This window comes from Flavobacterium cyclinae, assembly GCF_021172145.1.
Lineage (GTDB): Bacteria > Bacteroidota > Bacteroidia > Flavobacteriales > Flavobacteriaceae > Flavobacterium > Flavobacterium cyclinae.
In genome coordinates this window covers 924,058-948,479 of record NZ_CP089095.1, presented here as the reverse complement: position 1 = coordinate 948,479, position 24,422 = coordinate 924,058, and the positions used below count along the sequence as shown (strand labels likewise).

Genomic DNA, 24,422 nt, shown 5'->3' with positions numbered 1-24,422 from the left:
TATGGCACAAAATAATAATTCTGGCTTTAAGTTTAGTCCGTGGATGAGTATTGTACTTGTCTTGACTATTTTTTTTACCATTCAACTTTTTACTGATGGAATTGATTTAAGCAATCCTGGAAAAACTAGTCTTTCTAAGTTTAATGAATTTTTAGAAGCAGGCCAAGTAGATAAGGTAACTTTTACCAATACAAAAGCTACTGTTTACTTAAAAAAAGAAGCTTTACAAGATAAAAGACACGAAAAAGTAAAAAATGATATCACTAAGAAACTAAATGTTAAAGGACCTCATTATTACTTTGAAATTGGTGATTTAAGAACTTTTCAAGAATCATTAGCAAAAGCAGATGCTGCAAAAAAAATCAACTCTTATGAAAAAGAGCCTGAAAGCATGTGGGGTGAAGTATTATCTATGCTTTTACCTATCATCTTATTTATAGGGATTTGGATTTTTATGATGCGAAGAATGTCAGGTGGTTCTGGTGGTGGCGGAGGTCAAATATTTAGCATTGGAAAATCGAAAGCTAAATTATTTGATGAAAAAAACGATACTAGAGTTACTTTTGAAAACGTTGCCGGATTAGAAGGTGCCAAAGAAGAAATTCAAGAAATTGTTGAGTTCTTAAAAAATCCAGAAAAGTATACTTCAATTGGAGGTAAAATCCCAAAAGGAGCTTTGCTAGTAGGACCTCCAGGAACTGGAAAAACATTATTAGCAAAAGCAGTTGCAGGTGAAGCTAAAGTACCTTTCTTCTCTTTATCAGGTTCTGATTTTGTGGAAATGTTTGTTGGAGTTGGTGCCTCTCGTGTAAGAGATTTATTCAAACAAGCAAAAGAAAAATCGCCTTCCATCATTTTTATAGATGAAATTGACGCCGTAGGTAGAGCTCGTGGAAAAAACAACATGACAGGTGCTAACGATGAAAGAGAAAACACATTAAACCAATTACTAACAGAAATGGATGGTTTTGGTACTAATTCAAATGTAATTGTTTTAGCAGCCACCAACCGTGCCGATGTTTTAGATAAAGCTTTATTACGTGCTGGTCGTTTTGACAGACAGATTTATGTTGATTTACCAGACATTAGAGAACGTAAAGAAATATTTGAAGTGCATTTAAAACCTTTGAAAAAATCAGAGGAATTAGATACTGAATTTTTAGCGAAACAAACACCAGGATTTTCAGGTGCTGATATTGCCAATGTTTGTAACGAAGCTGCTTTAATTGCTGCTCGTAAAGATAAAAAAGCTGTTGACAAACAAGATTTCCTTGATGCTGTTGATAGAATTGTAGGAGGTTTAGAAAAGAAAAATAAAATTGTAACGCCAGAAGAAAAACGTGCCATTGCTATACATGAAGCAGGTCACGCAACGGTAAGTTGGATGTTAGAACACGCTGCGCCATTAGTTAAAGTAACAATTGTTCCGCGTGGACAAAGTTTAGGTGCTGCTTGGTATTTACCAGAAGAGCGTTTAATTGTTAGACCAGAACAAATGTTAGACGAAATGTGTGCAACCATGGGAGGTCGTGCAGCAGAGAAAGTAATTTTTAATAAAATCTCAACAGGTGCATTAAGTGATTTAGAAAAAGTAACGCGTCAAGCTAGAGCAATGGTAACGATCTATGGTTTAAATGACAAGCTTGGAAACATTACCTATTACGATTCGTCTGGACAATCTGATTATAATTTTTCAAAACCTTATTCAGAGGAAACAGCTAAAGTAATTGACACTGAAATTTCAAAATTAATCGAAGAGCAATACGAAAGAGCAATACATTTATTAGAAACTAATAAAGAAAAATTAACTCAATTAGCGGATATTCTGATTGAAAAAGAAGTGATTTTCAAAGACGATTTAGAAAATATTTTTGGTAATAGACCTTTTGACAAAGAAGTAAAAACTACTACTGAAATTACTACTGAAAACACTACAACAGAAGAATAGACTTATCAACAAATTAATTTTAATAAAAATCTTAGTTCTGTATGTTTAGAACTAAGATTTTTTTTATCTTTGATTTTCACAGTTAAAAACCTAATAAAGATACATGAGTCTTTTTAGAAAACTATTTGGGACATCATCAGAAGAGGAAGACAAAGACAAAAAACAAGAAGTTAAGAGTCCTTATACTCCTGATATCTCTTTACCTATAGACGAACAGTTCACTTTCAATTTTAAAGAAAATGGAGGTAAATTTATCTATTGTGAAAATTTAGATGAAATTTCAGAAAATTTCGAAAACATATTAGCTGAAAATGATTGGTTTGAATGCAACGCACAATGCTTTGACAATCGATTACTTTATTTATTAAACGAAAATAAATTAACGTATGACGATTCATCAAACCCGCTATTTTTTCTTTCATCATGTGAAAATTTAATTGCAGATGAAGGTTCAATATTATTTTCTTCTTATCAATTTAAACATTTTAAACCAAACGAACTTCCTACAAACATGATTGTTTTTGCTACTACGAGTCAAATTGTAAACAGCAAAAGTGATGGATTGAGGCGAATAAAAAGCACTCACGAAAAAAATTATCCTTCTAATATTACTACCATAAAATATTTTGAAGAAGTAAAAGAACAAGATTTTCTTCACTATGGAAGTTGCCATAAAAATCTTTACCTACTTCTTTTAGAAGATTTATAATAATGAACGAAACGCTAAAAAGAGCATTATCTGGGGCAGTTTATGTAGTATTACTATTGGGCTGTATATCGTATTCAAAAGAGGGTTTGGCTATTCTTTTTGGCGCTTTTTTAGTGATTGGAGTTTACGAATTCTGTAAAATGTGCGATTTAAACTTATACGTAAGTATTCCCATTGCTGGAGGTTTATATTATTACTTATGGAATAAGAATATAGACGTAAACATAAATACAACTTTAACAGCAATTTCAATTATTATCTCAATAAAATTACTTTTATATTTATTCAACACAAATAAAACTCATTTCAAGGTTTATACCCGATATTTTCTTTTGTTTGGCTATATAATTCTTCCTTTTATCTTAACTAATTATGTAGCAATGGGAGTTAAAGGATATAATCCAAAAATCCTTATTTCAATTATAATTTTAATTTGGACAAACGATACTTTTGCTTACTTAGTTGGAAAAAACATAGGAAAAAATAAACTATTCCCAAGTGTTTCTCCTAAAAAAACTATAGAAGGTTTCGTTGGTGGATTAGTATTTACTGTAATCGTAGGCACGTTATTAGCCAATTATTACATTATGGCTTCTATGCTCTATATCTGGATTGTAATTGCCGCTATAGTAAGCATTTTCAGTACATTAGGCGATTTGATAGAATCGAAACTTAAGCGGGTAGCTGGCATAAAAGATACTGGAAATATAATGCCTGGTCACGGAGGTATTTTAGATCGACTAGATAGTATTATATTTGTAATTCCATTTATTAACTTATTTTATTTAATTTTATATTATGTTTCATAAAGAAGGTTCAAAAATCATTTTCATTACGCTGCTTTTAGTAGTTGCAATTATTTTCTTATCTGATGCTTTTGTTTCTATAAATTGGTTACGTACTGTTTTATATTTATTTGCATTAGTAATATTATTTTTGGTTTTACAATTCTTTAGAAACCCAAAACGAATTGCAGATAATAGTGATAATCATATTTTAGCGCCTGTTGATGGAAAAGTAGTGGTTATTGAAGAAGTATTTGAACCTGAATACTTTAAAGACAAACGCTTAATGGTTTCCATCTTTATGTCACCAATTAACGTTCATGTTACTCGTTATTGTGTAAATGGAGTTGTAAAATACAGCAAATATCACCCAGGAAAATACTTAGTAGCTTGGCATCCAAAAGCAAGTGAAGAAAACGAAAGAACTACCGTTGTTATTAATAATAGAATCTATGGTGAAATCTTATACCGACAAATTGCAGGTGCTTTAGCGAGACGCATTGTAAATTATGCTCAAGAAGGAATGCGCGTGGTTCAAGGTAAAGATGCTGGATTTATTAAATTTGGTTCAAGAGTAGATATTTACTTACCATTAGGTACAGAAATCAACGTAAAATTAGGCGATAAAGCTATCGGAAACAAAACCGTTATTAGTAAAAAAGCATAAAAATAAATGAGCGAAAAGGATTTAAATACACTATTTAATGAAGCATTTGCTAATGCACAATTGATCCCACAAGAATCAGTGCCTCAGGATATGCAATTGGTATTGTATGGTTTGTACAAGCAAGCTACTTCCGAAACAACAACTCCTTTAATGTTTCAAAATCCACAAGACATTATCAATGCTTTCAAACTAAATGCTTGGATGCAAGTTAAACACTTAACTGTAGAAGAAGCAAAAAGTGAATACATCCGAATCATCAACAAATTATTAAAAGAACGAAATCTTTAAAATAGTACTGCCATGAAAAAGTCATTATTATGGGTAGCTTGTGTATCACTAATGATGACAAGCTGTAAAAAAGAAAATGAACTTATTGAAGTTAAAATCCCTGAACCTGAAGTAGAAAACACCATTTCAGCTTTAGGAAATCCTGCTGATGTAAAAGTAACAGAAGGCGGTATTTTCCAAATGCGCGGATTAAAATATGCTTATGATGCTCTAGAACCTCATATTGATGGCAAAACAATGGAAATTCATTATTCGAAACATCATTTGGGCTATGCCAATAAGTTAAACAAAGCGGTAATTGGAACTGATTTAGAATTAAAAACAGTTGAAGACATTCTAAAAAACTTAGACGTAAATAATAAAGACATCCGAAATAATGCGGGAGGTTACTATAATCACAACTTATTTTTCGAGATTTTAAATCCAAATGGTGGCGGAACTCCAACAGGTGCTCTTGCCGAAGCCATTACAACCGAATTCGGTTCGTTTGATAATTTACAAAAAGAAATAACAGATGCTGCTGCAGGTCAATTTGGAAGTGGATGGGCATGGTTAGTAGTTACTCGAGATGGAAAACTAGCCGTTACCAGCACTGCAAACCAAGACAATCCTTTAATGCCTAATGCCGAAGTTAGAGGAACACCTATCTTAGCTATTGATGTATGGGAACACGCTTATTACTTAAACTACCAAAACAAACGTAACGAATATTTAACCGCTATTTTCAACATAATCGATTGGAATGTGGTAAATATTAAATACGAAACGGCTATAAGTAAGATTTAGTTGGTAAAATTAAAATATATAAAATCAAATAATTATGTTTCAAAAGGAAATTCAATATAAATTTTCTCCTTTAGCAATTATTGTAAGTTTGATTATTTTTCTTTTTCTTTTTATAATATTAGTGATTATTATAGTTGCTCTATTTAGTGTAAAAGCATACTTAGCAATTATTTTTCTAGGATTTTTACTTTTTATAATATCTAACGAAGCTATTCCAAATCTTTTTCGATTTTCAAGACACTTAATCAAAGGTAAACCAGCACTTATCTTAACCGAAAAAGAATTAATTGACAATGTGAATAACATAACATATTCTTGGACAGAAATAAAAAAAATAAAGTATCAATTTAATTATCCTGCAAATCACATTTCAATTGAAGTCAAATCTCCATCCTTCTTTTTAAAAAAAGAAACAAATTCATATAAACGTTTGATAATGAAATTGAATGCCAAATATTTTAATGGAACTTTTTCATTAAAACCTATGTTAATTAGTTGTAAAAAAAGTGAGTTAGTAAAAAATTTAAATATTTATTTAAAAAAAGGAAATATTGAAAATAAATATGAAAACAAAAAAATCATATAGTAAAGAACTTATAATTAGATAAATAGCCCACAAAAGTCTCACTATTTTAAAATTCAGCTTAAACAATAAAAAATCAAAAGGTTGCAGACCTAAAAAATTCCAAACTAATCTCTAAACATGCACAAAAAAGTTAGACACAATTTGGATCATGTTCAATTTAGATTGAGATTTCTATTTCTATTACTTAATTAAGTACATTTTTTTTTTGAGAACAAATCGTAGAACTGATCGTCTTTTAAATCTTCTATAAATAAAGTACTTTATCCTTATGATTTCATATCTGGATCTAATGCTTTATTTACATTTGGAAACTTACTAAATGCTAAATTGCATCACCATTAAATTTCGGATTAAGATCAAAACCCACTGTTATAGGTCTTTTAAAAAATCTAAAACAAGCTTTAAAATTATAATAATTCAAAATTACTTGTTTCAATTAATGATAGGTTAAATTGAAAAGCTTATTTATTTTAAAGTTTTTTTATTTTAAAAAAATTATATTATCATTGTATTCTACTAACTAGTATTTAACCAAACTCCATAAATATGAAAAAAATCCTTTTATTATTAGCATTCACCACGTTCACAATGAATGCCCAAGAAAAATTTGATTTCCCATTGAATGAAAACGGGCAAATTATCTTCTCGGAAGTAGTATCTGCGGAAGGAAAAACCAAAGATGACTTGTTTTACAACTCTAAAATGTTCTTTGTAAATATCTATAAAGAAACACAGGATAAGATTAAGCAAGACAAAGAAGCTTTGTCAGTTACTGACACCCAATATTCTTTCATGACGATCAAGGCAAACGGAAGCGAGACAAAAGTCAAATTATTTTATACTATTTCTATTATGTCAAAAGATGGTAAATACAAATACGAAATAAAAAATATCTTTATCAAGTCTAATGCTGAAACAACTGTAGAGAAAATGTTTGATAAATTGGCTTCCGAAAAAGCAGTTGATAATCCAAAATTAATGGAAAATCTTAAAACATATTATGCAGAGATCAATTCTACAATTGAAACTATTAAAAGCAACATTAAAAAAGAAATGGCAAAAGCTAGTGCAGCAAAAAGCGACTGGTAGTTTGATTATAATATATATGCTAAAAGCTTCATTAATTTGAGGCTTTTTGTTTTTTAAATGGCAATGTATCGTTCGAAGTGTAAATTGAGTAACTCGATTCGCAGAATTGTATTCCATACCAAAATAAAAAAATCCTAATCTTTCGATTAGGATTTCTATTTTTATTACTTCGTTAAGTACATTTTTCTTCTTGAGTACAAATCGTAGAATTGATCGTCTTTTAAATCTTCAATAAATAAAATACTTTCTCCTGTTGATTTCATCTCTGGACCTAATGCTTTGTTTACATTTGGGAACTTACTAAATGAGAATACTGGTTGCTTAATTGCATAACCGTTTAATTTTGGATTAAAAGTAAAATCAGTTACTTTATTGTGACCTAACATTACTTTTGTTGCATAATTTACATACGGTTCACCATACGCTTTTGCAATAAATGGAACGGTACGAGAAGCTCTTGGATTCGCTTCAATAATATAAACCGTATCGTCTTTTATAGCAAACTGGATGTTAATTAACCCAACCGTTTTTAAAGCTACCGCAATTTTTTTCGTATGATCTTTGATTTGTTGCATTACAAACTCACCTAAATTAAATGGTGGTAATGTTGCGTTACTATCTCCAGAATGCACTCCACACGGCTCTATGTGCTCCATAATTCCTATGATGTACACATTTCCATCCGCATCACAAATAGCATCCGCTTCTGCTTCGATAGCGCCGTCTAAGTAATGATCTAACAACAATTTGTTATTTGGAATATGCTTTAAAATCTCGATTACGTGCTCTTCTAACTCTTGCTTGTTGATGACAATTTTCATACCTTGACCTCCTAATACATAAGATGGTCTCACCAAAAGTGGAAAATCCAAAGTATCAGCTAATTTTACAGCTTCTTCAGCATTTTCAGCTACTCCAAATCTTGGGAAAGGAATATTTAATTCCGTTAACAATTCTGAGAATCTTCCTCTATCTTCTGCTAAATCTAATGCATCAAAAGATGTTCCGATGATTTTGATTCCGTATTTCGATAATTTTTCTGCTAATTTCAAAGCCGTTTGTCCACCTAACTGAACGATTACACCTTCTGGTTTTTCGTGTTGAATGATATCGTAAATATGTTCCCAAAAAACTGGCTCGAAGTATAATTTATCGGCTGTATCAAAATCGGTAGAAACCGTTTCTGGATTACAGTTAATCATGATGGTTTCGTAACCACATTCTTTGGCAGCCAGAACCCCGTGAACACATGAATAATCGAACTCAATTCCTTGTCCAATTCTATTTGGTCCTGAACCTAAAACCACTACTTTTTTCTTATCGGTAACGATACTTTCGTTATGAACATATTTGGTCCCGTCAGCTTTTTCAATTTCGGCTTCAAAAGTTGAATAGAAATAAGGTGTTACTGCTTTAAATTCGGCAGCACAAGTATCTACTAATTTGTAAACACGTTTGATGTTTTGCTCTTCGCGCAACTTATGCACTTGACTTTCCAAACAACCCATCATATGAGCAATTTGACGGTCTCCGTATCCTTTTTGTTTCGCCTCTAAAAGCAACTCTCTTGGTAATGTATCTACTTTATAATTCGAAATTTCTTTCTCTAAATGGAATAATTCTTCGTATTGTTTCAAGAACCACATGTCAATTTTTGTAATCTCATGAATTCTGCTTAACGGAATTCCCATCGCAATAGCATCATAGATTACGAAAACTCGGTCCCAACTCGCGAAAGTTAATTTTTCGATGATTTGTTCGTAGTTTTTATAACCTTTTCCATCTGCTCCTAACCCATTACGTTTGATTTCAAGCGACTGGGTAGCTTTATGAAGTGCCTCTTGGAACGAACGTCCAATTCCCATAACTTCTCCTACCGATTTCATTTGAAGTCCTAGCGTTCTATCAGAACCTTCAAATTTATCGAAGTTCCATCTTGGTATTTTTACAATTACATAATCTAACGTTGGTTCGAATAAAGCCGAAGTTGATTTTGTAATTTGATTTTGTAATTCATCTAAGTTATATCCTAAAGCTAATTTCGTTGCTATTTTTGCAATTGGGTAACCTGTTGCTTTTGAAGCTAATGCCGAAGAACGCGATACACGTGGATTAATTTCAATTGCTACGATATCTTCTTTATCATCTGGTGAAACTGCGAATTGTACGTTACACCCACCAGCAAAATTTCCAATAGAACGCATCATTAAAATGGCCATATCGCGCATTTTTTGGAATGTGGTATCCGATAAAGTCATTGCAGGTGCTACGGTAATCGAATCTCCAGTATGAATTCCCATTGGATCCATATTTTCAATAGTACAAATGATTACTACGTTATCGTTTTTATCGCGAAGTAATTCTAATTCGTATTCTTTCCAACCTAGCAAAGCCTTATCAATCAACACTTCGTGAATTGGAGAAGCCTCTAAACCTCTTGTTAGTAAATCGTCAAAATCTTCTTTCTTGTGTACGAAAGCAGCTCCAGTTCCTCCAAGAGTAAACGAAGGACGAATTACCAAAGGAAAACCAAATTCTTGTGCAATTTCTTTTCCTTTTAAGAAAGAATTAGCTGTTTTAGCTGGCGCTTGTGGAATTCCAATTTGATTTAAAAGTACTTTAAATTTTTCTCTATCTTCGGTAATGTTAATGGCGTTGATGTCAACCCCAATTAAACGTACTCCAAAATCTTTCCAAATTCCTTTTTCTTCCGCTTCTATGGCTAAATTAAGTGCTGTTTGCCCTCCCATTGTTGGTAAAACAGCATCAATTTGTGGATGCGCTTTTAAAATTTCGATAATTGATTTAGTAGTAAGTGGTTTTAAGTAAACATGATCTGCCATTGATGGATCCGTCATGATGGTAGCAGGATTCGAGTTAATTAAGATAACTTCTATTCCTTCCTCACGAAGTGAACGAGCGGATTGAGAACCTGCATAGTCAAATTCGCAAGCTTGACCAATAACGATAGGTCCAGATCCAATAATTAAAACCGATTTAATTGTAGTGTCTTTAGGCATTGTGTTGTTGTTTGTTGTGGGTTGTAGTTATATTGCGACTATAAAATTACTAATTTTCAAAGGGTTGCACTAAAATGCATTTTAAAACTTATCAAATTTTATAAACAGTTTAAAAAAAAGCCGCTACTAATAAAAGTAACGGCTGATATATTGTTTTAAGCTAAAACATTATTTTTTGTGTCTTGGTTCACAAGAAACAGTTAATTTATGTCTTCCTTTAGCTCTTCTACGAGCAAGCACTTTTCTTCCATTTGCAGAAGCCATTCTATCCATGAAACCGTGCTTATTTCTTCTTTTTCTTTTTGATGGTTGAAACGTTCTCTTACTCATTGTAGTATCTTTTAAAATCTATAAATAAAATTCTTTTTTAAACTCGTAGGTTTCCTTTCCTGAAAACCGAGTGCAAATATACAAAGACTTTTTTCATTCGCAAGTACTTTTTTAAAAATATTTTTAATTGATTTTATTACCTTTGCATCAAACAAAAAATAAATATATGTTTCACAAAAATATCAAATTAGTTTTAGCTGCCTTAATCATAGCATTCGGAATTTATCAATTCACAGAAAACAACATTGGAAACGGAATATTCTTATTATTATTCTCTACCATTTTTATTTTCTTATATTTTAAAAATGAATTTATTTTATTAGCCTTTTTAAAATTAAGAAAGCAAGATTTTCCTGGAGCTCAAAAATGGTTAGCTCATATTAAAAATCCGGAAGCCGCATTAGTAAAAAAACAACAAGGTTATTTTAACTATTTGCACGGATTAATGGTATCGCAAACCAATTTAAATGAAGCTGAAAAATATTTCAAAAAAGCGATTTCATTAGGCTTATCAATGGATCAAGATTTAGCTTTAGCAAAATTACAATTAGCTGGTATCGCCATGACAAAAAGAAGAAAAATGGAAGCTACTAATTTATTAAACGAAGCTAAAAAATTAGACAAGCAAAACATGTTAAAAGACCAAATCAAAATGATGAAGGACCAAATGAAGAAAATGTAATTCCTCATTTTAAAAAAATGAAAGCACCTTAAAGGTGCTTTTTTTTATTTTCCTAATAACATCTTTCCTGCTATCAAAAGTAAAATTAATCCAAATACTTTTTTAAGCATTTTTTGATCTAAACCTACTGCTATTTTACTTCCAAAATAACCTCCAATCACAAAAAACAAAGCTATAATTCCAACATATCGCCAATCGATAAAACCTTCTTTGTGATACGTGTAAACAGCAACAGCAGTAACTGGCACTACCAAAACCGCCAAACTCGTTCCTTGTGCTTGATGTTGGTTAAATCCTAAAAGTAAAACTAGCAAAGGAACCATAACAACTCCTCCTCCTACACCAACAAGACCACTTAAAATTCCTGCTAGCACTCCAATTAAAACTAACGATAAGACAATTTGAATATCCATTTTGCGCTTATTGTTTTTGATATCCAGAGGTTGGGATTTCGATTTCATATTTTTTTCCTGTAGTATTAGTTAATTTTTTATCACGCAACCAAGGGTTATGAATTTTAAGAATCTTATAATTTACACCTTGACTTTTAGCAAAATTGGCCAAATTCGTAATTGAAGAATCTACGATAATTGTTTTTGTTGGAACTGAATAATACAAAGCTTCTTTTGGAATACTAAAGCCGTATTTATTTGAATTAGTCATAATCTCTTTTAAGGCTAAAATTCTAAAAACATATCTAGAAGTTTCTTCTGTAAGTAATAAATCATAATAATTATCAACTTGTTGTTCTTCTAGTCGTTTTGCAATTCCATTCATACCTCCATTATAAGAAGCTGCAGCTAGTGTCCAAGTTCCAAATTTTTCCTTTGCACTTATTAAATATTTGCAAGCCGCTTCGGTTGATTTTTCTAAATGATAGCGTTCGTCAACCTCATCATTAACTTCCATGCCTTTTTCTTTAGCCGTAGCTGGCATAAATTGCCAAACACCTCTTGCTCCTGCTGGAGATACTGCATTTACTAGACTACTTTCAATTACTGCTAAATATTTAAAATCATCAGGAACACCATATTTGGCTAAAATTGGCTCAATGATTGGAAATACTTTATTCGCACGTTTGATAACCAAAGTCGTATTGGTATGATAATTCATATTGGTTACCATTTCTTTATCCAATCGTTCTTGAACATCCGCCATGAAAGTAGGCACTTCTTCACCTGAAAAGTCCATTTTTGAGTTATAGCCTACTGGCGAGTATTTTGTATCATCTGAAACTACTCCATAAAGCAAGAAACTTGCTAAAAATACAACTGTTGCTAAAATTACAATCTTCTTCATATGCTTTTTCATTTTTTAATCGTTTAGAATTAATTTTGGTAAATTTTCATTCAACCACTTGAATTTATTAATAATCATGATGTGAGTTCCGCCTTTTACCACTATACATTTTTCGATGTTCTTAATTGGGAAAACCTCATCCGCATCGCCGTGAATGTGAATTACGGATTCGTTAATTTCTTTTTGCTTCCAACACAAAATAGTTTCAATAGCCCAATCTAAATACTGTTTATCGCGAACCGACAAATATTTTTCATACAATTTTAAACGTTTCGCTACAATATTATCGCCAAATGCATATTTAACCAATTTTTCAATATCAGCCAAAAGTTGGGTTGGAATTAACTTATACGCCTTTGTGGTCTTCGCAACTTTAAACCGCTGCGGAAACTCGGTATTTGATTTTACGCTTGAAATGATAATTACTTTACGAACTTTCGTTTGCTTGGCCATTTCCTGAACCAAAACCCCTCCAAAAGAAACCCCAACTAAAACTGGATTTTCATGCTGAATTTTATCGGTCATTCGTAGTGCGTAACTTTCGATACTTTCTTTATCATTAGGCAAAAACCATTCCAAAAAGTGCATTTCAAATTGGTCTTCTGGTAATTTTATGTTTTCAAAAATTGTTGGACTTGCAGCCAAGCCTGGCATAAAATAAATTGGAATCTTACTCATTACCATTATTTTAAAAAAGTTTCGTAAATTCGCACCTAAATTGAAAGGCATCATGGAAATCAAAGATAATGAACTTTTAAGACAATTTGAAATTATTACCGAAACTGGATTGGTTTCTATTGAATATTCTATTCAAGAACGCAAGTTGTTTTTGACTAAATTTTGCAGTAATAACAATGAAGATGAAGAATTACACAATGAATTCATCAAAGCTGTTTTAGAAATTGCAGAAAGCAAAAAACTAAAAGTTGTTCCAACTCACGCAAAATTCATTAGTTTCTTTAGAAAAAATCGAAAATTTCAAGAGATGTTGCCGCCTGGAATTAAGATTTAATTTTCAAAACTCATATAAACAAAGAATCCCGAAATAATCGGGATTTTTTTATGCTTCAACGTTTAAAAATTCTATTCTTACACTTCCTTCTTCATCAATTTTTTTCAACTGAATGTCGTGCAAGGTATTGACCAATTCAGGATTCCAAGGTGTTTTTACTTTTACGTAATTTTCGGTAAATCCGTGAATGTAGCCTTCTTTATTTTCACTTTCAAAAAGAACCGTTCTATTCGTTCCAATTTGACTTTCGTAAAACGCTCTTCTTTTCTTAACGGAAAGTCCTCGTAACATTTTACTTCTTTTTGAACGCACATTCATTGGCACTACTCCATCCATTTCAACTGCTTCGGTATTATCTCTTTCCGAATAAGTAAATACGTGTAAATAGGAAATATCTAAATCATTTAAGAAATGATATGTTTCTAAAAAATGCTCATCCGTTTCTCCTGGAAATCCAACAATAACATCAACTCCAATACAAGCATGAGGCATTACTTCACGAATTTTAGCAACACGTTCCGAATATAATTCACGCATATAACGACGTTTCATTTTCTTTAAAATAGCATTAGAACCTGATTGCAATGGAATATGAAAATGCGGAACGAATGTTCTACTTTGTGCAACGAATTCAATTGTTTCGTTTTTCAATAAGTTAGGTTCGATGGAAGAAATTCGTAAACGCTCGATTCCTTCTACTTCATCTAAGGCTTTTACTAAATCTAAGAAAGTATGTTCGTGCTTTTTATTTCCGAATTCTCCTTTTCCGTAATCGCCAATATTTACTCCAGTTAAAACAATCTCTTTAATTCCTTGCTCTGAAATTTCTTTAGCGTTTTTCAATACATTTTCCAATGCATCACTTCTAGAAATTCCTCTAGCTAATGGAATCGTACAATAGGTACATTTATAATCGCAACCGTCTTGAACTTTTAAAAAGGCACGAGTTCTGTCGCCAATGGAATAACTTCCTACATAAAAATCAGCTTCTTCAATTTCACATGAATGAACTTCACCCATGTCATTTTTCGACAAGTCGTTGATATAATCGGTGATTTTGAATTTTTCTGTAGCACCTAAAACCAAATCTACTCCATCAACTGCAGCTAATTCTTCTGGTTTTAATTGAGCATAACAACCAACTGCAGCAACAAACGCTTTATCATTCAGCTTCATTGCTTTTTTTACAATTTGCTTGAATTGTTTATCGGCATTATCAGTAACCGAGCAAGTATTAATTACATAAATATCTGCAATTTCTTCGAAATCCACACGTTCAAAACCTTCATTTTGAAAATCACGTGCAATAGTGGACGTTTCTGAGAAGTTTAATTTGCATCCTAAAGTGTAGAATGCGACTTTTTTCTTGTTTTCCATAAGTAAAACTCAATTAATGAAATCGTTGTCAAAAAATTGAGATGGACAAAATTACAAACATTATTGATAAAAGCCAAAATAAAAAGGCTAGACGATTAATCTAGCCTTTTAAAAATTTTTACATTCCCCCTACAGAACTAAAAATTTCTTTCTATGAGTTAAAATTACAAACAATATTTTTCAGAAGTTAACCAAAATAGACAACCGTATTATTTTAAGTAATAAGTGGTAAGAGTATATATTTATCCGTTTTAAAACCAGAATTAAATTAAAAAGGCTAGACGATTTGTCTAGCCTTTTAAAATTTTTACATTCCCCCTACAGAACTAAAAATTTCTTTCTATGAGTTAAAATTACAAACAATACATTTCTGCAGATAACCAAAATAGACAACCGTATTATTTTAAGTAATAAGTGGTAAGAGTATATATTTATCCGTTTTAAAACCAGAATTAAATTAAAAAGGCTAGACAATTTGTCTAGCCTTTTAAAATTTTTACATTCCCCCTACAGAACTAAAAATTTCTTTCTATGGGTTAAAATTACAAACATTACATTTCTATTGATAACCGAAATAGATAAGTGTACGGATTTAGGTAATAAGTGGGAATATAAATAATAAATCAAGTTTTATTAAAATGAAAAAGGCTAGATAAATCTAGCCTTAACAATTTTTAAATTCCCCCTACAGAACTAAAAATCTCTTTCAATGGAGTAAAAGTAAATAGAGAAGTTACTTCAACAATAATTAAATAGACAAGTGGGAAAATGTAGGTAATAAGTGGGAAAATGTAACTTTATTTCATATTAAACGTATAACTACAAAAAAAATATGGCTGGAGAGGGTTCAATGATGCATGCTATAAAAAGCTTAGCTTATAACAAATTATTAAGAGGTAATCGAAATCGTCTAAATTGGAAGGATTATAAAATCAACGATTCAACTCCTGGACACGACCCTATTAAATCAACTCCAGAACAATTGGAAGCAATTCGTTTTCGTATGCAATCAAAAAACAAAAAAAGAAAGAAACGTCAAATTCTATTAGCGTTTCTTTCCATTATTGTTGCGATTTTATTGATTTATATAGTTAGTAATTTGAATTGGGTTGGAATACAGCCCGATTTTTAATTACTCTTTTCTATATTTTTTAGTCTCTTCAAAAACATGCTCTAATATCTTTGCATCTTGTTCTGAGAATTCCACATGACGACGACTCATCACTATTTTAGCTGTTTCAAATGCTTTTTTAGTTATATAAGTCGTAAATCCTGAAGCACCACCCCATGAAAAACTCGGAACAAAATTTCTTGGAAAACCTGAACCAAAAATATTTGTTGAAACACCCACTACCGTTCCTGTATTAAACATGGTATTAATACCACATTTACTGTGATCCCCCATCATCAAACCACAAAACTGCAATCCTGTTTTAGCAAAACCCTCCGTTTCATAACTCCACAAACGTACTTCTTCGTAATTGTTTTTTAAGTTGGAATTATTAGAATCGGCACCAATATTACACCATTCACCTAAAACTGAATTTCCTAAAAACCCATCATGTCCTTTGTTAGAATAACCAAATAAAACCGAATTATTTACTTCGCCACCAATACGACAATGTGGTCCAACAGTAGTGGCTCCGTATACTTTTGTTGCTAATTTTACTTGTGCTTCTTCACACAAAGCAAAAGGTCCACGAATAACAGAACCTTCCATGATTTCAGCATTTTTACCAATGTAAATTGGCCCAGTTGATGCATTTAAAGTTACAAATTCTAACTTTGCTCCTTCTTCAATAAAAATATTTTCTGGAGCAATTACATTAACACTTTTTGGAATGGGTTGAGAAAATCGATCTTCCGTTAATAATTCGAAATCTTCACGAATAGCTGCATCATTTTTTGCAAAAATATCCCAAGTATTTTCAATACGTAAAACGTCACCTTCGTATTCAATTAATTCATATTCATCAAAATCGATATCTTCTTGTGTATCATTGGTATGGAAAGCAATGATTTCTTCTCCAAAAAGAATCGCTTCTTTCGGATTCAAATTTTGAACCATATCAATTAAAATAGGATTAGGCAAAAAGGAAGCGTTAATCATAATATTTTCTTCCATTTCCACCATTGGATATTTTTCCATGAGATATTCCTCAGTCAGCGTAGTGGTTGTATTACCTAAATATTTCTCCCATTTTTCACGAATTGTTAAAATCCCAATACGAATATCAGCTACAGGACGCGTAAAAGTAAATGGAAGTAACGCATTGCGAACAGTTCCGTCAAAAAGTATATAGTTCATATTTTTGTTTTTTGTTGAGACAAGTCAATGACTTGTCTGTACTATAAGTTTTTTCAAATTGTAAATTCAAAAATACAATTTATTCCATAAAAAAAGCTTCACATTTTGTGAAGCTTTCTTATTATTTTTAAAAAGCGAAAAATTATTTAGCTTTTTTAGCGTATTTGCTGTTGAATTTATCGATACGACCTGCAGTATCAATAAGTTTAGATTTACCAGTATAGAATGGGTGTGACGTTCTAGAAATCTCCATTTTATAAACAGGATATTCAACTCCTTCGTGAACAATTGTTTCTTTAGTTTCTACTGTTGATTTTGTAATAAACACATCCTCGTTTGACATGTCTTTGAAAGCTACTAATCTGTAATTTTCTGGGTGAATACCTTTTTTCATTTTGTAAATCTTTTTATTAAACGATTATAACTTGTTTCGCGGCTTTAAAACTATAAAGGTGTAAACAACTTATAACCTTTTGGTTTATAAACTTTTTAATTTGAGAGTGCAAAATTACATTTAATTTTTAATTTACCAATGTTTCTGTAACTTTTTTTTATTTTTAAACTCTAATCTTACAACGATTAGAATTCTTATATTTGTAAATTAATTAAACCAAAACAAACTATGAACGAAATTATCAAAAAAAACGGAATTAAATTTGGAGTAATCAGTGGCTTATTTAGTGTTTTTTACGTATTAATATTATACATTATTGATTACAAACTATTCATTAACATTTGGTTAGGACTAGCAATTTTATTAGGCTTTTTAGCTATTGGTATTTTTCAGTTATCAGAATTAAGAAAAAACTTAGGAGGCTTCATGACTTTTAAAGAAGGTTTTAGCGGTTATTTTGTGGCTGCTCTTATAGGAATATTAATTTCTACTACTTTTTCAATTGTTTTATTTAATGTTATTGATACAGAAACAAGAGATTTAATACATGATGCTTTAATTACGTTCCAAGTAGAAAATCTTCAAAAATGGAATGTTCCTTCTTCTGAAATAAAGAAAGTAGTTGAAGGTATGAAAGAAAATCCACAATTTTCTACAACTGGTCTACTTTATGGAATACTAAAATCATTATTAGGATCAATTATTTTTGGGTTAATCCTTGCCGCAATTTTCAAAAAAAACAAACCTGTATTTTAAGTAAATGAACTTATCCATAGTTATCCCATTATTAAACGAACAAGAATCGTTGCCTGAATTACACAATTGGATTGTAAAAGTAATGCAAGCGCATAACTACTCTTACGAAATCCTTTTTATTGATGACGGTAGCACTGATGCTTCTTGGGAAGTTATCTCTAATTTATCGAAAGAGAATCAAAATGTAAAAGGAATTCGTTTTCTAAGAAATTACGGAAAATCGCAAGCTTTACATGCCGGTTTTGCTAAAGCACAAGGTGATGTAGTAATTACTATGGATGCCGATTTACAAGACAGTCCAGATGAAATTCCAGAATTATTTCGTTTAATTTCTGAAGATAATTATGATTTGATTTCAGGTTGGAAGAAAAAACGTTACGATTCAGTTGTAGCAAAAAACATTCCTTCTAAATTGTTCAATTGGGCCGCTCGAAAAACTTCGGGAGTCAAATTGAATGATTTCAACTGTGGATTAAAAGCTTATAAAAATATTGTCATCAAAAACATCGAAGTTTCAGGTGAAATGCACCGTTACATTCCGGTTTTAGCAAAAAATGCTGGATTTGGAAAAATCGGTGAAAAAGTCGTGATTCATCAAGCTAGAAAATACGGAAGTTCTAAATTTGGAATGAGCCGTTTTATCAATGGATTTTTAGATTTAATTACGATTTGGTTTTTATCCACTTTCGGAAAACGACCCATGCACCTTTTTGGTTTATTAGGTTCTATTATGTTTGTGATTGGATTTTTATTTGCGTTCTACTTAGGAATCGATAAATTATTTATCAACACAACTGGAAGATTAATTACTGAAAGACCGCAATTTTATTTGGCATTAACCGCAATGTTAATTGGAACACAACTATTCTTAGCCGGATTTTTAGGTGAAATAATCTTAAGAACCAAAAACAACGAAGAACGCTATAAGATTTCAGAAGTATTATAATTTAAGGTCACAAATTGTGACCTCAAGTTTAGTTTCAAAATAAATATCATTATCAAGATTAAAAATGCATATCGAACAAAGTATTTTAAACAAAGTAAACGAGTGGTTAACCCCAACATTTGACGAAGCAACTCAAGACGCAATAAAAGAAATGATGACTTCTGCTCCAAAAGAATTAGAAGAAAGTTTCTATAAAAATTTAGAGTTTGGAACGGGTGGAATGCGTGGCGTTATGGGCGTTGGAACTAATCGTATCAACAAATATACATTAGGTAAAAATACGCAAGGTTTATCGGATTATTTACACAAATCGTTTCCAAACGAACAGTTAAAAGTAGCTATTGCTTACGATTGCCGTCACAATAGTAATACATTAGCTAAAGTTGTAGCTGATGTTTTTTCGGCTAACGGAATTAAAGTGTATTTGTTTTCGGATATGCGTCCAACTCCCGAATTATCATTTGCAGTTCGTTACTTAAATTGTCATGCAGGAATTGTTTTAACTGCATCTCATAATCCACCAGAATACAACGGTTATAAAGTATATTGGCAAGATGGTGGCCAATTAGTACCACCACAAGATGCTGAAATTATCAAAGTAATCGAAGATTTAAAATACAGCGATATCAAATTCGAAGCGAATAACGATTTAATTGAATATATCGATGCTGAAGTAGACGAAGCTTTCGCAAAATCTACGGTTGAAAATGCAAGTTTTAATACACCAACAGAAGCTAAAGCGAATTTAAAAATCGTTTATACTTCATTACACGGGACTTCGATTAAAGCAATTCCAAACGTTTTAGCAAAAGCGGGTTATACCGATGTAAATATTGTTCCAGATCAAGCGGAACCAAATGGAGATTTCCCAACCGTAGTTTCTCCAAATCCAGAAGAACCAGAAGCGTTGTCGATGGCAATTGCATTGGCTGAAAAAATTGGTGCCGATATGGTAGTGGGAACCGATCCTGATTCTGATCGATTAGGTGTTGCGGTTCGTGATTTAGATGGAAAAATCAAATTATTGAACGGAAACCAAACCATGGTTATCATGACCGCTTTCTTATTAGAACAGTGGAAACGCGCCAATAAATTCCAAGGAAATGAATTCATTGGTTCGACTATTGTTTCTACTCCAATGATGTTGGAATTAGCAGCCGCTTATGATGTAGAATGTAAAGTAGGATTAACAGGTTTCAAATGGATTGCAAAATTCATTAAAGATTTCCCTAATCAGAAATTTATTGGAGGTGGTGAAGAAAGTTTTGGTTTTATGGTGGGCGATGCCGTTCGTGATAAAGACGCGGTTGCTGCTATCTTATTGGTGAGTGAAATTGCAGCACAAGCAAAGGCTTCAGGAAGTTCGTTATATCAGGAATTATTAAATTTATATATTGATTTTGGTTTCTATAAAGAGCATTTAATTTCGATTACCAAAAAAGGAATTGAAGGAGCAAACGAAATCAAGCAAATGATGATTGATTTACGCGAAAACCCATTGAAAGAAATCAACGGTCAACGTGTAATTTGCATCGAAGACTATCAAGCTTCTAAAGGAAAAGACTACATGAATAATGAAGAATTTGACATTTTAATTCCAAAATCCAATGTATTAATTTACTATTTGGAAGACGGAAGCAAAATTTGTGCAAGACCAAGTGGAACCGAACCTAAAATTAAATTCTATTTCAGCGTAAATGGAGTTTTAGACGCGATTGAAAACGCTGAAACAGTAGAAAAAGAATTAGACAACAAAATTGCTGGCATTATTTCGGCAATGAAATTAAACTAAATGGACGAAAATTTTAAAAAACTTATTCCTTTTGCAAAAAAGTACAAGTATAATGTGGCGGGTAACATATCCTTCAATATTTTGTATGCTCTATTTGGAACATTAGGAATGGTCTTTATAATGCCAGTACTTTCGGTTTTATTTGACGAAAGAAAAACAGCTAAAGTTGAACTGCCTAAATACGAAGGAATATTTAATGCATTAAGCAATTGGCAAGAATATATTGCCTATTATGTAAACGAATATTCAACTGAATATGGAATTCAATATGGATTAATGCTAACTGTAGCCTTAGTATTAGTAACTTTTCTATTAAAAAACTTATCTAATTATTTAGCATTACAACACTTAACAAAAGTTAAAACCGGAGTGTTGCGTGATTTACGTGAAAAAATGTTCAATAAAATTGTTTCATTACCTGTTTCCTATTATTCTGAAAAAAGAAAAGGTGATGTAATGGCTAGAATGCTTGGCGATGTAAACGAAGTTCAAAATTCTTTTTTTATGGTTTTAGAACTTATCGTTAAAGAGCCATTAACCATTTTATTTTCTTTAATTGCGATGATATCCATCAGCTGGAAATTAACCGTTTTTGTATTTCTTTTTATTCCTGTTTCAGGATTTATTATTTCAAAAATTGGTAAAAGCTTAAAATCAAAATCAACTAGAGCCCAACAAGAAAATGGGTATTTAATTTCGATTGTTGAAGAAAGTTTAGGTGGTTTAAAAGTAGTTAAGAGTTACAATGCTGAAAAATATTTTGCTAAAACTTTTAATGATTCTATCAATCGTTTGTACCAATTAACAATCTCGATAGGTAAGAAAAACAATTTAGCTTCTCCTATGAGTGAATTCATGGGAATCTTAGTAATTGGTGTGTTATTGGTTTACGGAGGAAATCTAGTTTTAGTTGAAGAATCTTTAAAAGGATCCAATTTCATTACCTATATAGGTTTAGCTTACAATATTTTAACTCCAGCTAAAGCCATTTCAAAAGCTTCATATCAAGTTAAGAATGGTTTAGCGGCTGCCGAACGTGTGTTTGAAGTTTTAGAAGTAGAAAATACGATTACCAATAAAGAAAATGCAATCGTAAAAGAGACTTTCACAGAGAAAATCAGCATTGAAAACATTAACTTCGGATATGCTGAAGAAAATGTTCTAAAAAACTTCTCTTTGGAAATTCCGAAAGGTAAAACAGTGGCATTAGTTGGGCAATCTGGTTCTGGAAAAAGTACGATTGCGAATTTATTGACTCGTTTTTATGACGTGCAAGAAGGAACCGTAAAAATTGACGGAATCGATATCAAAGATATGAAGTTAGAATCACTTCGTGATTTAATGGGATTAGTAACTCAAGATTCGATTTTATTTAACGATACGATTAAAAATAATATTCGTTTAGGAAAAGAAGATGCAACGGATGAAGATATTATTGCCGCTTTAAAAGTTGCTAACGCTTATGAATTTGTAAAAGATCTACCTTACGGAATTGAAACCAATATTGGTGATGCTGGTGGAAAACTTTCAGGAGGACAAAAACAACGCTTATCAATTGCGAGAGCCGTTTTGAAAAATCCACCCATCATGATTTTGGATGAAGCAACTTCTGCTTTAGATACGGAAAGTGAAAAATTCGTTCAAGTAGCGTTAGAAAATATGATGCAAAACCGAACATCAATAGTAATTGCGCACCGATTATCTACGATTCAAAAAGCTGATAAAATTGTTGTAATGCAAAAAGGCGAAATCGTTGAACAAGGAACGCATGACGAATTATTGGCTTTAAACGGGACGTATTCGAAGTTGGTAATGATGCAAAGTTTTGAATAAAAGGATGAGTTGGGAGATGGAAGTTAGGAGTTTAGCAAAATAAATTAATCTCATTTTAAGATTTTTTAGATTATGTAAATTTCTTAAATCTGTGTTCCAAAGCTTGAATTTTGAAATTGAATTTGATTTTTGAACTTGAAAAATTATGTACGTAAACCATCCCAATATTACCTTACCTGATGACAATGACACCATTGTTTGGAAGTATTTGGACTTGTCTAAGTTTTTAGACATGCTGTTTTCGCAACAGTTGTTTATGTCGCGTTCAGATAAGTTTGAAGATCAATACGAAGGCACCTTTTCGGAACCTACTTTTGAAGAAATCAAAAAAATTGCCGCTAATAATCCGAAGTTTTTGGATTACTATAAATCACATCGCGAAAAAGTAGTGATTAGCAGTTGGCACATTAACGAATACGAATCGTTTGCAATGTGGCAAATTTTCACTCAAAATACTGAAGGTTTAGCCATTCAAACTACAATTGGCAGACTAAAAGAAGCCTTACAACCTGAAAGACAAACCGAACAATATATCGGTGCTGTAAATTATATCGATTACAAAAAAGAGTTTATTCCGTTTGAAGATACGTTTTTCCCCTTTTTGTTTAAGCGTAAAAGTTTTCAATACGAAAGAGAAATTCGAATTATTTCTGACGTTTCAGCTAATGGTATAAAAATCGATAACGGCTTAAAAGTCGATGTTAATTTGAACCAATTAATCGAAAAAATCTACATTCATCCAAAAAGCGAAAACTGGTATAAAAAATTGGTAATCGAGTTGGTTTCGAAATTAGGTTTTGATTTTGAAATTGAAAAATCGGATTTAGAGAGCGATATTTTGATTTAGAGTTGGAATGCGGATGAAACGGATGCATTACATCGCGGATTAAGTCGGATTTTCTTTCATTATTTTAATGTCGTCCCTATGGGACTTTATTTCTATTTTACTTTATTGTTACCAAAATATCGTTCCTATCGGAACTTAAAACAAATGCAAATTTACTTTGGAATTTAAAAATGCCGTTAGGTATGTAATATTGGTAAAAAGGTATCTGCAGTAACTAAAATCCCGTAGGGATGACATTTATATTAATTCGGTGTATACACTTCTACTTTCCACTCATCCGCTAACAAGTTTACGAAGTGATAATGTACTTTATCATTTTTATCAAAAGCACCGTTTTTGTTGATATCTTCAATACATCTAAAGTACAAACGATTTTGAGCTTCGATTACATTCCAATCAATTAACTCTTTGAATTCTTCTGATAGTTTGGTAAATTTTTCACCAGTAATATTGCTCAAATACAACGAACGAATATCATTTTGATTAATTTTTCCATCTTTATTAGTATCGGAATCCACTAAAGTATATACCATGATTTGCTTTTTCGTTTTAGCAGCAATTCCATCTAAAAAAGTAGCCGTTTGGATTTGGATTTTCTTATCTGTTAATGGTTTTACAGTAGTGGAATCGATGTGTTGAAAATTCAAATTATCCAAATAACCTGTAATTTCAAATCGGTTATAATTAGATATCGCATAACTTACCTGATTGGTTTTGCTACTTCCATACACTTTACTATTGGAATCATACACCCGAACATCACCAATAGGATGAATCAAATACTTGGTTCCTTCCATCAAAATTGGTAAATCGGCCACTTTTATAGATGACGTATCTTTAACTTCGGCTTCTACCTTAGTTTTTCCTTCTTCGTAAATCACTTTTGGAGTTTCCGTCTCTTCTTTACAACTCATTAATGTTGCAATTAAGCTAAAAGTAAAAAGAATACGCTTCATTTGTTTGAATTT

General features: G+C 31.6%; 25 protein-coding genes. 16 read left to right on the top strand and 9 right to left on the bottom strand.

Annotation, left to right across the window (positions count from 1 at the left end):
* Position 1: 1 nt before the first annotated feature.
* From ftsH to LOS86_RS04475, 8 genes are all read left to right on the top strand, one after another.
* Entirely contained in the window at positions 2-1,948 is a 1,947-nt protein-coding gene (gene ftsH, locus LOS86_RS04510) for an ATP-dependent zinc metalloprotease FtsH (RefSeq protein ID WP_231843445.1), read from the top strand.
* Between the two features lie 103 nt (positions 1,949-2,051).
* Positions 2,052-2,657 (top strand): LUD domain-containing protein, encoded by a 606-nt coding sequence (locus tag LOS86_RS04505; RefSeq protein ID WP_231843444.1) that lies wholly within the window; start codon positions 2,052-2,054, stop codon positions 2,655-2,657.
* Between the two features lie 2 nt (positions 2,658-2,659).
* Positions 2,660-3,466: a phosphatidate cytidylyltransferase gene (locus tag LOS86_RS04500; protein ID WP_231843443.1), complete on the top strand. Its 807-nt coding sequence runs from the start codon at positions 2,660-2,662 to the stop codon at positions 3,464-3,466.
* Complete coding sequence (locus LOS86_RS04495) at positions 3,456-4,109, top strand: phosphatidylserine decarboxylase family protein (RefSeq protein ID WP_231843442.1); 654 nt, start codon at positions 3,456-3,458, stop codon at positions 4,107-4,109. Before LOS86_RS04500 ends, LOS86_RS04495 begins: the two co-directional genes overlap by 11 nt.
* 6 nt (positions 4,110-4,115) lie before the next feature.
* Entirely contained in the window at positions 4,116-4,397 is a 282-nt protein-coding gene (locus tag LOS86_RS04490; RefSeq protein ID WP_231843441.1) for an acyl-CoA-binding protein, read from the top strand.
* 12 nt (positions 4,398-4,409) lie between these two features.
* Entirely contained in the window at positions 4,410-5,183 is a 774-nt protein-coding gene (locus LOS86_RS04485; protein WP_309508785.1) for a superoxide dismutase, read from the top strand.
* Between the two features lie 34 nt (positions 5,184-5,217).
* Positions 5,218-5,769 (top strand): STM3941 family protein, encoded by a 552-nt coding sequence (locus LOS86_RS04480; protein WP_231843440.1) that lies wholly within the window; start codon positions 5,218-5,220, stop codon positions 5,767-5,769.
* A gap of 546 nt (positions 5,770-6,315) precedes the next feature.
* On the top strand, positions 6,316-6,858 hold the full coding sequence (locus LOS86_RS04475) for a DUF4468 domain-containing protein (RefSeq protein ID WP_231843439.1): 543 nt from the start codon (positions 6,316-6,318) through the stop codon (positions 6,856-6,858).
* A 164-nt stretch (positions 6,859-7,022) separates the two neighbouring features.
* Here LOS86_RS04475 and carB read toward each other — a convergent pair whose 3' ends face one another.
* Together carB and rpmH are read right to left on the bottom strand one after the other, a co-directional pair.
* Complete coding sequence (carB, locus tag LOS86_RS04470) at positions 7,023-9,878, bottom strand: carbamoyl-phosphate synthase large subunit (RefSeq protein ID WP_231843438.1); 2,856 nt, start codon at positions 9,876-9,878, stop codon at positions 7,023-7,025.
* Positions 9,879-10,046: 168 nt separating this feature from the next.
* A complete protein-coding gene (gene rpmH, locus LOS86_RS04465; protein ID WP_007136275.1) occupies positions 10,047-10,208 on the bottom strand; it encodes a 50S ribosomal protein L34 in 162 nt (53 codons plus the stop codon).
* A 166-nt stretch (positions 10,209-10,374) separates the two neighbouring features.
* Here rpmH and LOS86_RS04460 point away from each other — a divergent pair, with 166 nt between their 5' ends.
* Positions 10,375-10,890, top strand: a complete 516-nt coding sequence (locus LOS86_RS04460; RefSeq protein ID WP_231843437.1) for a DUF2892 domain-containing protein — start codon at positions 10,375-10,377, stop codon at positions 10,888-10,890.
* 44 nt (positions 10,891-10,934) lie between these two features.
* On the opposite strand, the gene LOS86_RS04455 is transcribed toward LOS86_RS04460, so the two are convergent.
* Genes LOS86_RS04455 through LOS86_RS04445 form a run of 3 tightly spaced genes read right to left on the bottom strand, consistent with a single transcriptional unit; the run spans position 10,935 to position 12,867 of the window.
* Entirely contained in the window at positions 10,935-11,303 is a 369-nt protein-coding gene (locus tag LOS86_RS04455; RefSeq protein ID WP_231843436.1) for a sulfite exporter TauE/SafE family protein, read from the bottom strand.
* A gap of 7 nt (positions 11,304-11,310) precedes the next feature.
* Positions 11,311-12,189, bottom strand: coding sequence for a lytic transglycosylase domain-containing protein (locus LOS86_RS04450; protein WP_231843435.1), 879 nt, complete (start codon positions 12,187-12,189; stop codon positions 11,311-11,313).
* A 15-nt stretch (positions 12,190-12,204) separates the two neighbouring features.
* The gene (locus LOS86_RS04445; protein WP_231843434.1) at positions 12,205-12,867 is read right to left on the bottom strand and encodes an alpha/beta hydrolase family protein; all 663 of its coding nucleotides are present in this window, start codon (positions 12,865-12,867) and stop codon (positions 12,205-12,207) included.
* Positions 12,868-12,919: 52 nt separating this feature from the next.
* Here LOS86_RS04445 and LOS86_RS04440 point away from each other — a divergent pair, with 52 nt between their 5' ends.
* Entirely contained in the window at positions 12,920-13,201 is a 282-nt protein-coding gene (locus LOS86_RS04440; RefSeq protein WP_231843433.1) for an N-acetyltransferase, read from the top strand.
* 48 nt (positions 13,202-13,249) lie between these two features.
* On the opposite strand, the gene mtaB is transcribed toward LOS86_RS04440, so the two are convergent.
* Positions 13,250-14,578 carry a tRNA (N(6)-L-threonylcarbamoyladenosine(37)-C(2))-methylthiotransferase MtaB gene (mtaB, locus tag LOS86_RS04435; RefSeq protein ID WP_231843432.1) on the bottom strand — a complete coding sequence of 443 codons (1,329 nt, stop codon included), beginning with the start codon at positions 14,576-14,578 and terminating at the stop codon, positions 13,250-13,252.
* Positions 14,579-15,410: 832 nt separating this feature from the next.
* On the opposite strand from mtaB, the gene LOS86_RS04430 reads away from it, so the two are divergent.
* Positions 15,411-15,710 carry a hypothetical protein gene (locus LOS86_RS04430; RefSeq protein WP_231843431.1) on the top strand — a complete coding sequence of 100 codons (300 nt, stop codon included), beginning with the start codon at positions 15,411-15,413 and terminating at the stop codon, positions 15,708-15,710.
* On the opposite strand, the gene LOS86_RS04425 is transcribed toward LOS86_RS04430, so the two are convergent.
* Both LOS86_RS04425 and LOS86_RS04420 read right to left on the bottom strand, forming a co-directional pair.
* Entirely contained in the window at positions 15,711-16,886 is a 1,176-nt protein-coding gene (locus LOS86_RS04425; protein ID WP_231843430.1) for a GlmU family protein, read from the bottom strand.
* 142 nt (positions 16,887-17,028) lie between these two features.
* Positions 17,029-17,280, bottom strand: a complete 252-nt coding sequence (locus tag LOS86_RS04420; protein ID WP_231843429.1) for a type B 50S ribosomal protein L31 — start codon at positions 17,278-17,280, stop codon at positions 17,029-17,031.
* 228 nt (positions 17,281-17,508) lie between these two features.
* Here LOS86_RS04420 and LOS86_RS04415 point away from each other — a divergent pair, with 228 nt between their 5' ends.
* The 5 genes from LOS86_RS04415 (at position 17,509) to LOS86_RS04395 (ending at position 23,454) form a co-directional block, all read left to right on the top strand.
* Entirely contained in the window at positions 17,509-18,036 is a 528-nt protein-coding gene (locus LOS86_RS04415) for a DUF4199 domain-containing protein (RefSeq protein WP_231843428.1), read from the top strand.
* A 4-nt stretch (positions 18,037-18,040) separates the two neighbouring features.
* Positions 18,041-18,982: a glycosyltransferase family 2 protein gene (locus LOS86_RS04410; protein ID WP_231843427.1), complete on the top strand. Its 942-nt coding sequence runs from the start codon at positions 18,041-18,043 to the stop codon at positions 18,980-18,982.
* Between the two features lie 64 nt (positions 18,983-19,046).
* On the top strand, positions 19,047-20,774 hold the full coding sequence (locus tag LOS86_RS04405) for a phospho-sugar mutase (RefSeq protein ID WP_231843426.1): 1,728 nt from the start codon (positions 19,047-19,049) through the stop codon (positions 20,772-20,774).
* Positions 20,775-22,607 (top strand): ABC transporter ATP-binding protein, encoded by a 1,833-nt coding sequence (locus LOS86_RS04400; protein WP_231843425.1) that lies wholly within the window; start codon positions 20,775-20,777, stop codon positions 22,605-22,607.
* A gap of 145 nt (positions 22,608-22,752) precedes the next feature.
* On the top strand, positions 22,753-23,454 hold the full coding sequence (locus LOS86_RS04395; protein ID WP_231843424.1) for a hypothetical protein: 702 nt from the start codon (positions 22,753-22,755) through the stop codon (positions 23,452-23,454).
* 242 nt (positions 23,455-23,696) lie between these two features.
* On the opposite strand, the gene LOS86_RS04390 is transcribed toward LOS86_RS04395, so the two are convergent.
* The gene (locus LOS86_RS04390; protein ID WP_231843423.1) at positions 23,697-24,410 is read right to left on the bottom strand and encodes a hypothetical protein; all 714 of its coding nucleotides are present in this window, start codon (positions 24,408-24,410) and stop codon (positions 23,697-23,699) included.
* Between the last annotated feature and the right edge of the window lie 12 nt (positions 24,411-24,422).

What these genes read in the sequence shown, in the direction of transcription:
- LOS86_RS04440 (WP_231843433.1), top strand. Translation starts at nt 12,920, where the DNA reads ATGGAAATCAAAGATAATGAACTTTTAAGACAATTTGAAATTATTACC.
- LOS86_RS04505 (WP_231843444.1), top strand. Translation starts at nt 2,052, where the DNA reads ATGAGTCTTTTTAGAAAACTATTTGGGACATCATCAGAAGAGGAAGAC.
- LOS86_RS04410 (WP_231843427.1), top strand. Translation starts at nt 18,041, where the DNA reads ATGAACTTATCCATAGTTATCCCATTATTAAACGAACAAGAATCGTTG.
- LOS86_RS04420 (WP_231843429.1), bottom strand. Translation starts at nt 17,280, where the DNA reads ATGAAAAAAGGTATTCACCCAGAAAATTACAGATTAGTAGCTTTCAAA.
- mtaB (WP_231843432.1), bottom strand. Translation starts at nt 14,578, where the DNA reads ATGGAAAACAAGAAAAAAGTCGCATTCTACACTTTAGGATGCAAATTA.
- LOS86_RS04480 (WP_231843440.1), top strand. Translation starts at nt 5,218, where the DNA reads ATGTTTCAAAAGGAAATTCAATATAAATTTTCTCCTTTAGCAATTATT.
- LOS86_RS04460 (WP_231843437.1), top strand. Translation starts at nt 10,375, where the DNA reads ATGTTTCACAAAAATATCAAATTAGTTTTAGCTGCCTTAATCATAGCA.
- LOS86_RS04495 (WP_231843442.1), top strand. Translation starts at nt 3,456, where the DNA reads ATGTTTCATAAAGAAGGTTCAAAAATCATTTTCATTACGCTGCTTTTA.
- LOS86_RS04485 (WP_309508785.1), top strand. Translation starts at nt 4,410, where the DNA reads ATGAAAAAGTCATTATTATGGGTAGCTTGTGTATCACTAATGATGACA.
- rpmH (WP_007136275.1), bottom strand. Translation starts at nt 10,208, where the DNA reads ATGAGTAAGAGAACGTTTCAACCATCAAAAAGAAAAAGAAGAAATAAG.
- LOS86_RS04500 (WP_231843443.1), top strand. Translation starts at nt 2,660, where the DNA reads ATGAACGAAACGCTAAAAAGAGCATTATCTGGGGCAGTTTATGTAGTA.
- ftsH (WP_231843445.1), top strand. Translation starts at nt 2, where the DNA reads ATGGCACAAAATAATAATTCTGGCTTTAAGTTTAGTCCGTGGATGAGT.
- LOS86_RS04475 (WP_231843439.1), top strand. Translation starts at nt 6,316, where the DNA reads ATGAAAAAAATCCTTTTATTATTAGCATTCACCACGTTCACAATGAAT.
- LOS86_RS04490 (WP_231843441.1), top strand. Translation starts at nt 4,116, where the DNA reads ATGAGCGAAAAGGATTTAAATACACTATTTAATGAAGCATTTGCTAAT.
- LOS86_RS04445 (WP_231843434.1), bottom strand. Translation starts at nt 12,867, where the DNA reads ATGAGTAAGATTCCAATTTATTTTATGCCAGGCTTGGCTGCAAGTCCA.
- LOS86_RS04425 (WP_231843430.1), bottom strand. Translation starts at nt 16,886, where the DNA reads ATGAACTATATACTTTTTGACGGAACTGTTCGCAATGCGTTACTTCCA.
- LOS86_RS04405 (WP_231843426.1), top strand. Translation starts at nt 19,047, where the DNA reads ATGCATATCGAACAAAGTATTTTAAACAAAGTAAACGAGTGGTTAACC.
- LOS86_RS04430 (WP_231843431.1), top strand. Translation starts at nt 15,411, where the DNA reads ATGGCTGGAGAGGGTTCAATGATGCATGCTATAAAAAGCTTAGCTTAT.
- LOS86_RS04415 (WP_231843428.1), top strand. Translation starts at nt 17,509, where the DNA reads ATGAACGAAATTATCAAAAAAAACGGAATTAAATTTGGAGTAATCAGT.
- LOS86_RS04450 (WP_231843435.1), bottom strand. Translation starts at nt 12,189, where the DNA reads ATGAAGAAGATTGTAATTTTAGCAACAGTTGTATTTTTAGCAAGTTTC.
- LOS86_RS04390 (WP_231843423.1), bottom strand. Translation starts at nt 24,410, where the DNA reads ATGAAGCGTATTCTTTTTACTTTTAGCTTAATTGCAACATTAATGAGT.
- carB (WP_231843438.1), bottom strand. Translation starts at nt 9,878, where the DNA reads ATGCCTAAAGACACTACAATTAAATCGGTTTTAATTATTGGATCTGGA.
- LOS86_RS04395 (WP_231843424.1), top strand. Translation starts at nt 22,753, where the DNA reads ATGTACGTAAACCATCCCAATATTACCTTACCTGATGACAATGACACC.
- LOS86_RS04400 (WP_231843425.1), top strand. Translation starts at nt 20,775, where the DNA reads ATGGACGAAAATTTTAAAAAACTTATTCCTTTTGCAAAAAAGTACAAG.
- LOS86_RS04455 (WP_231843436.1), bottom strand. Translation starts at nt 11,303, where the DNA reads ATGGATATTCAAATTGTCTTATCGTTAGTTTTAATTGGAGTGCTAGCA.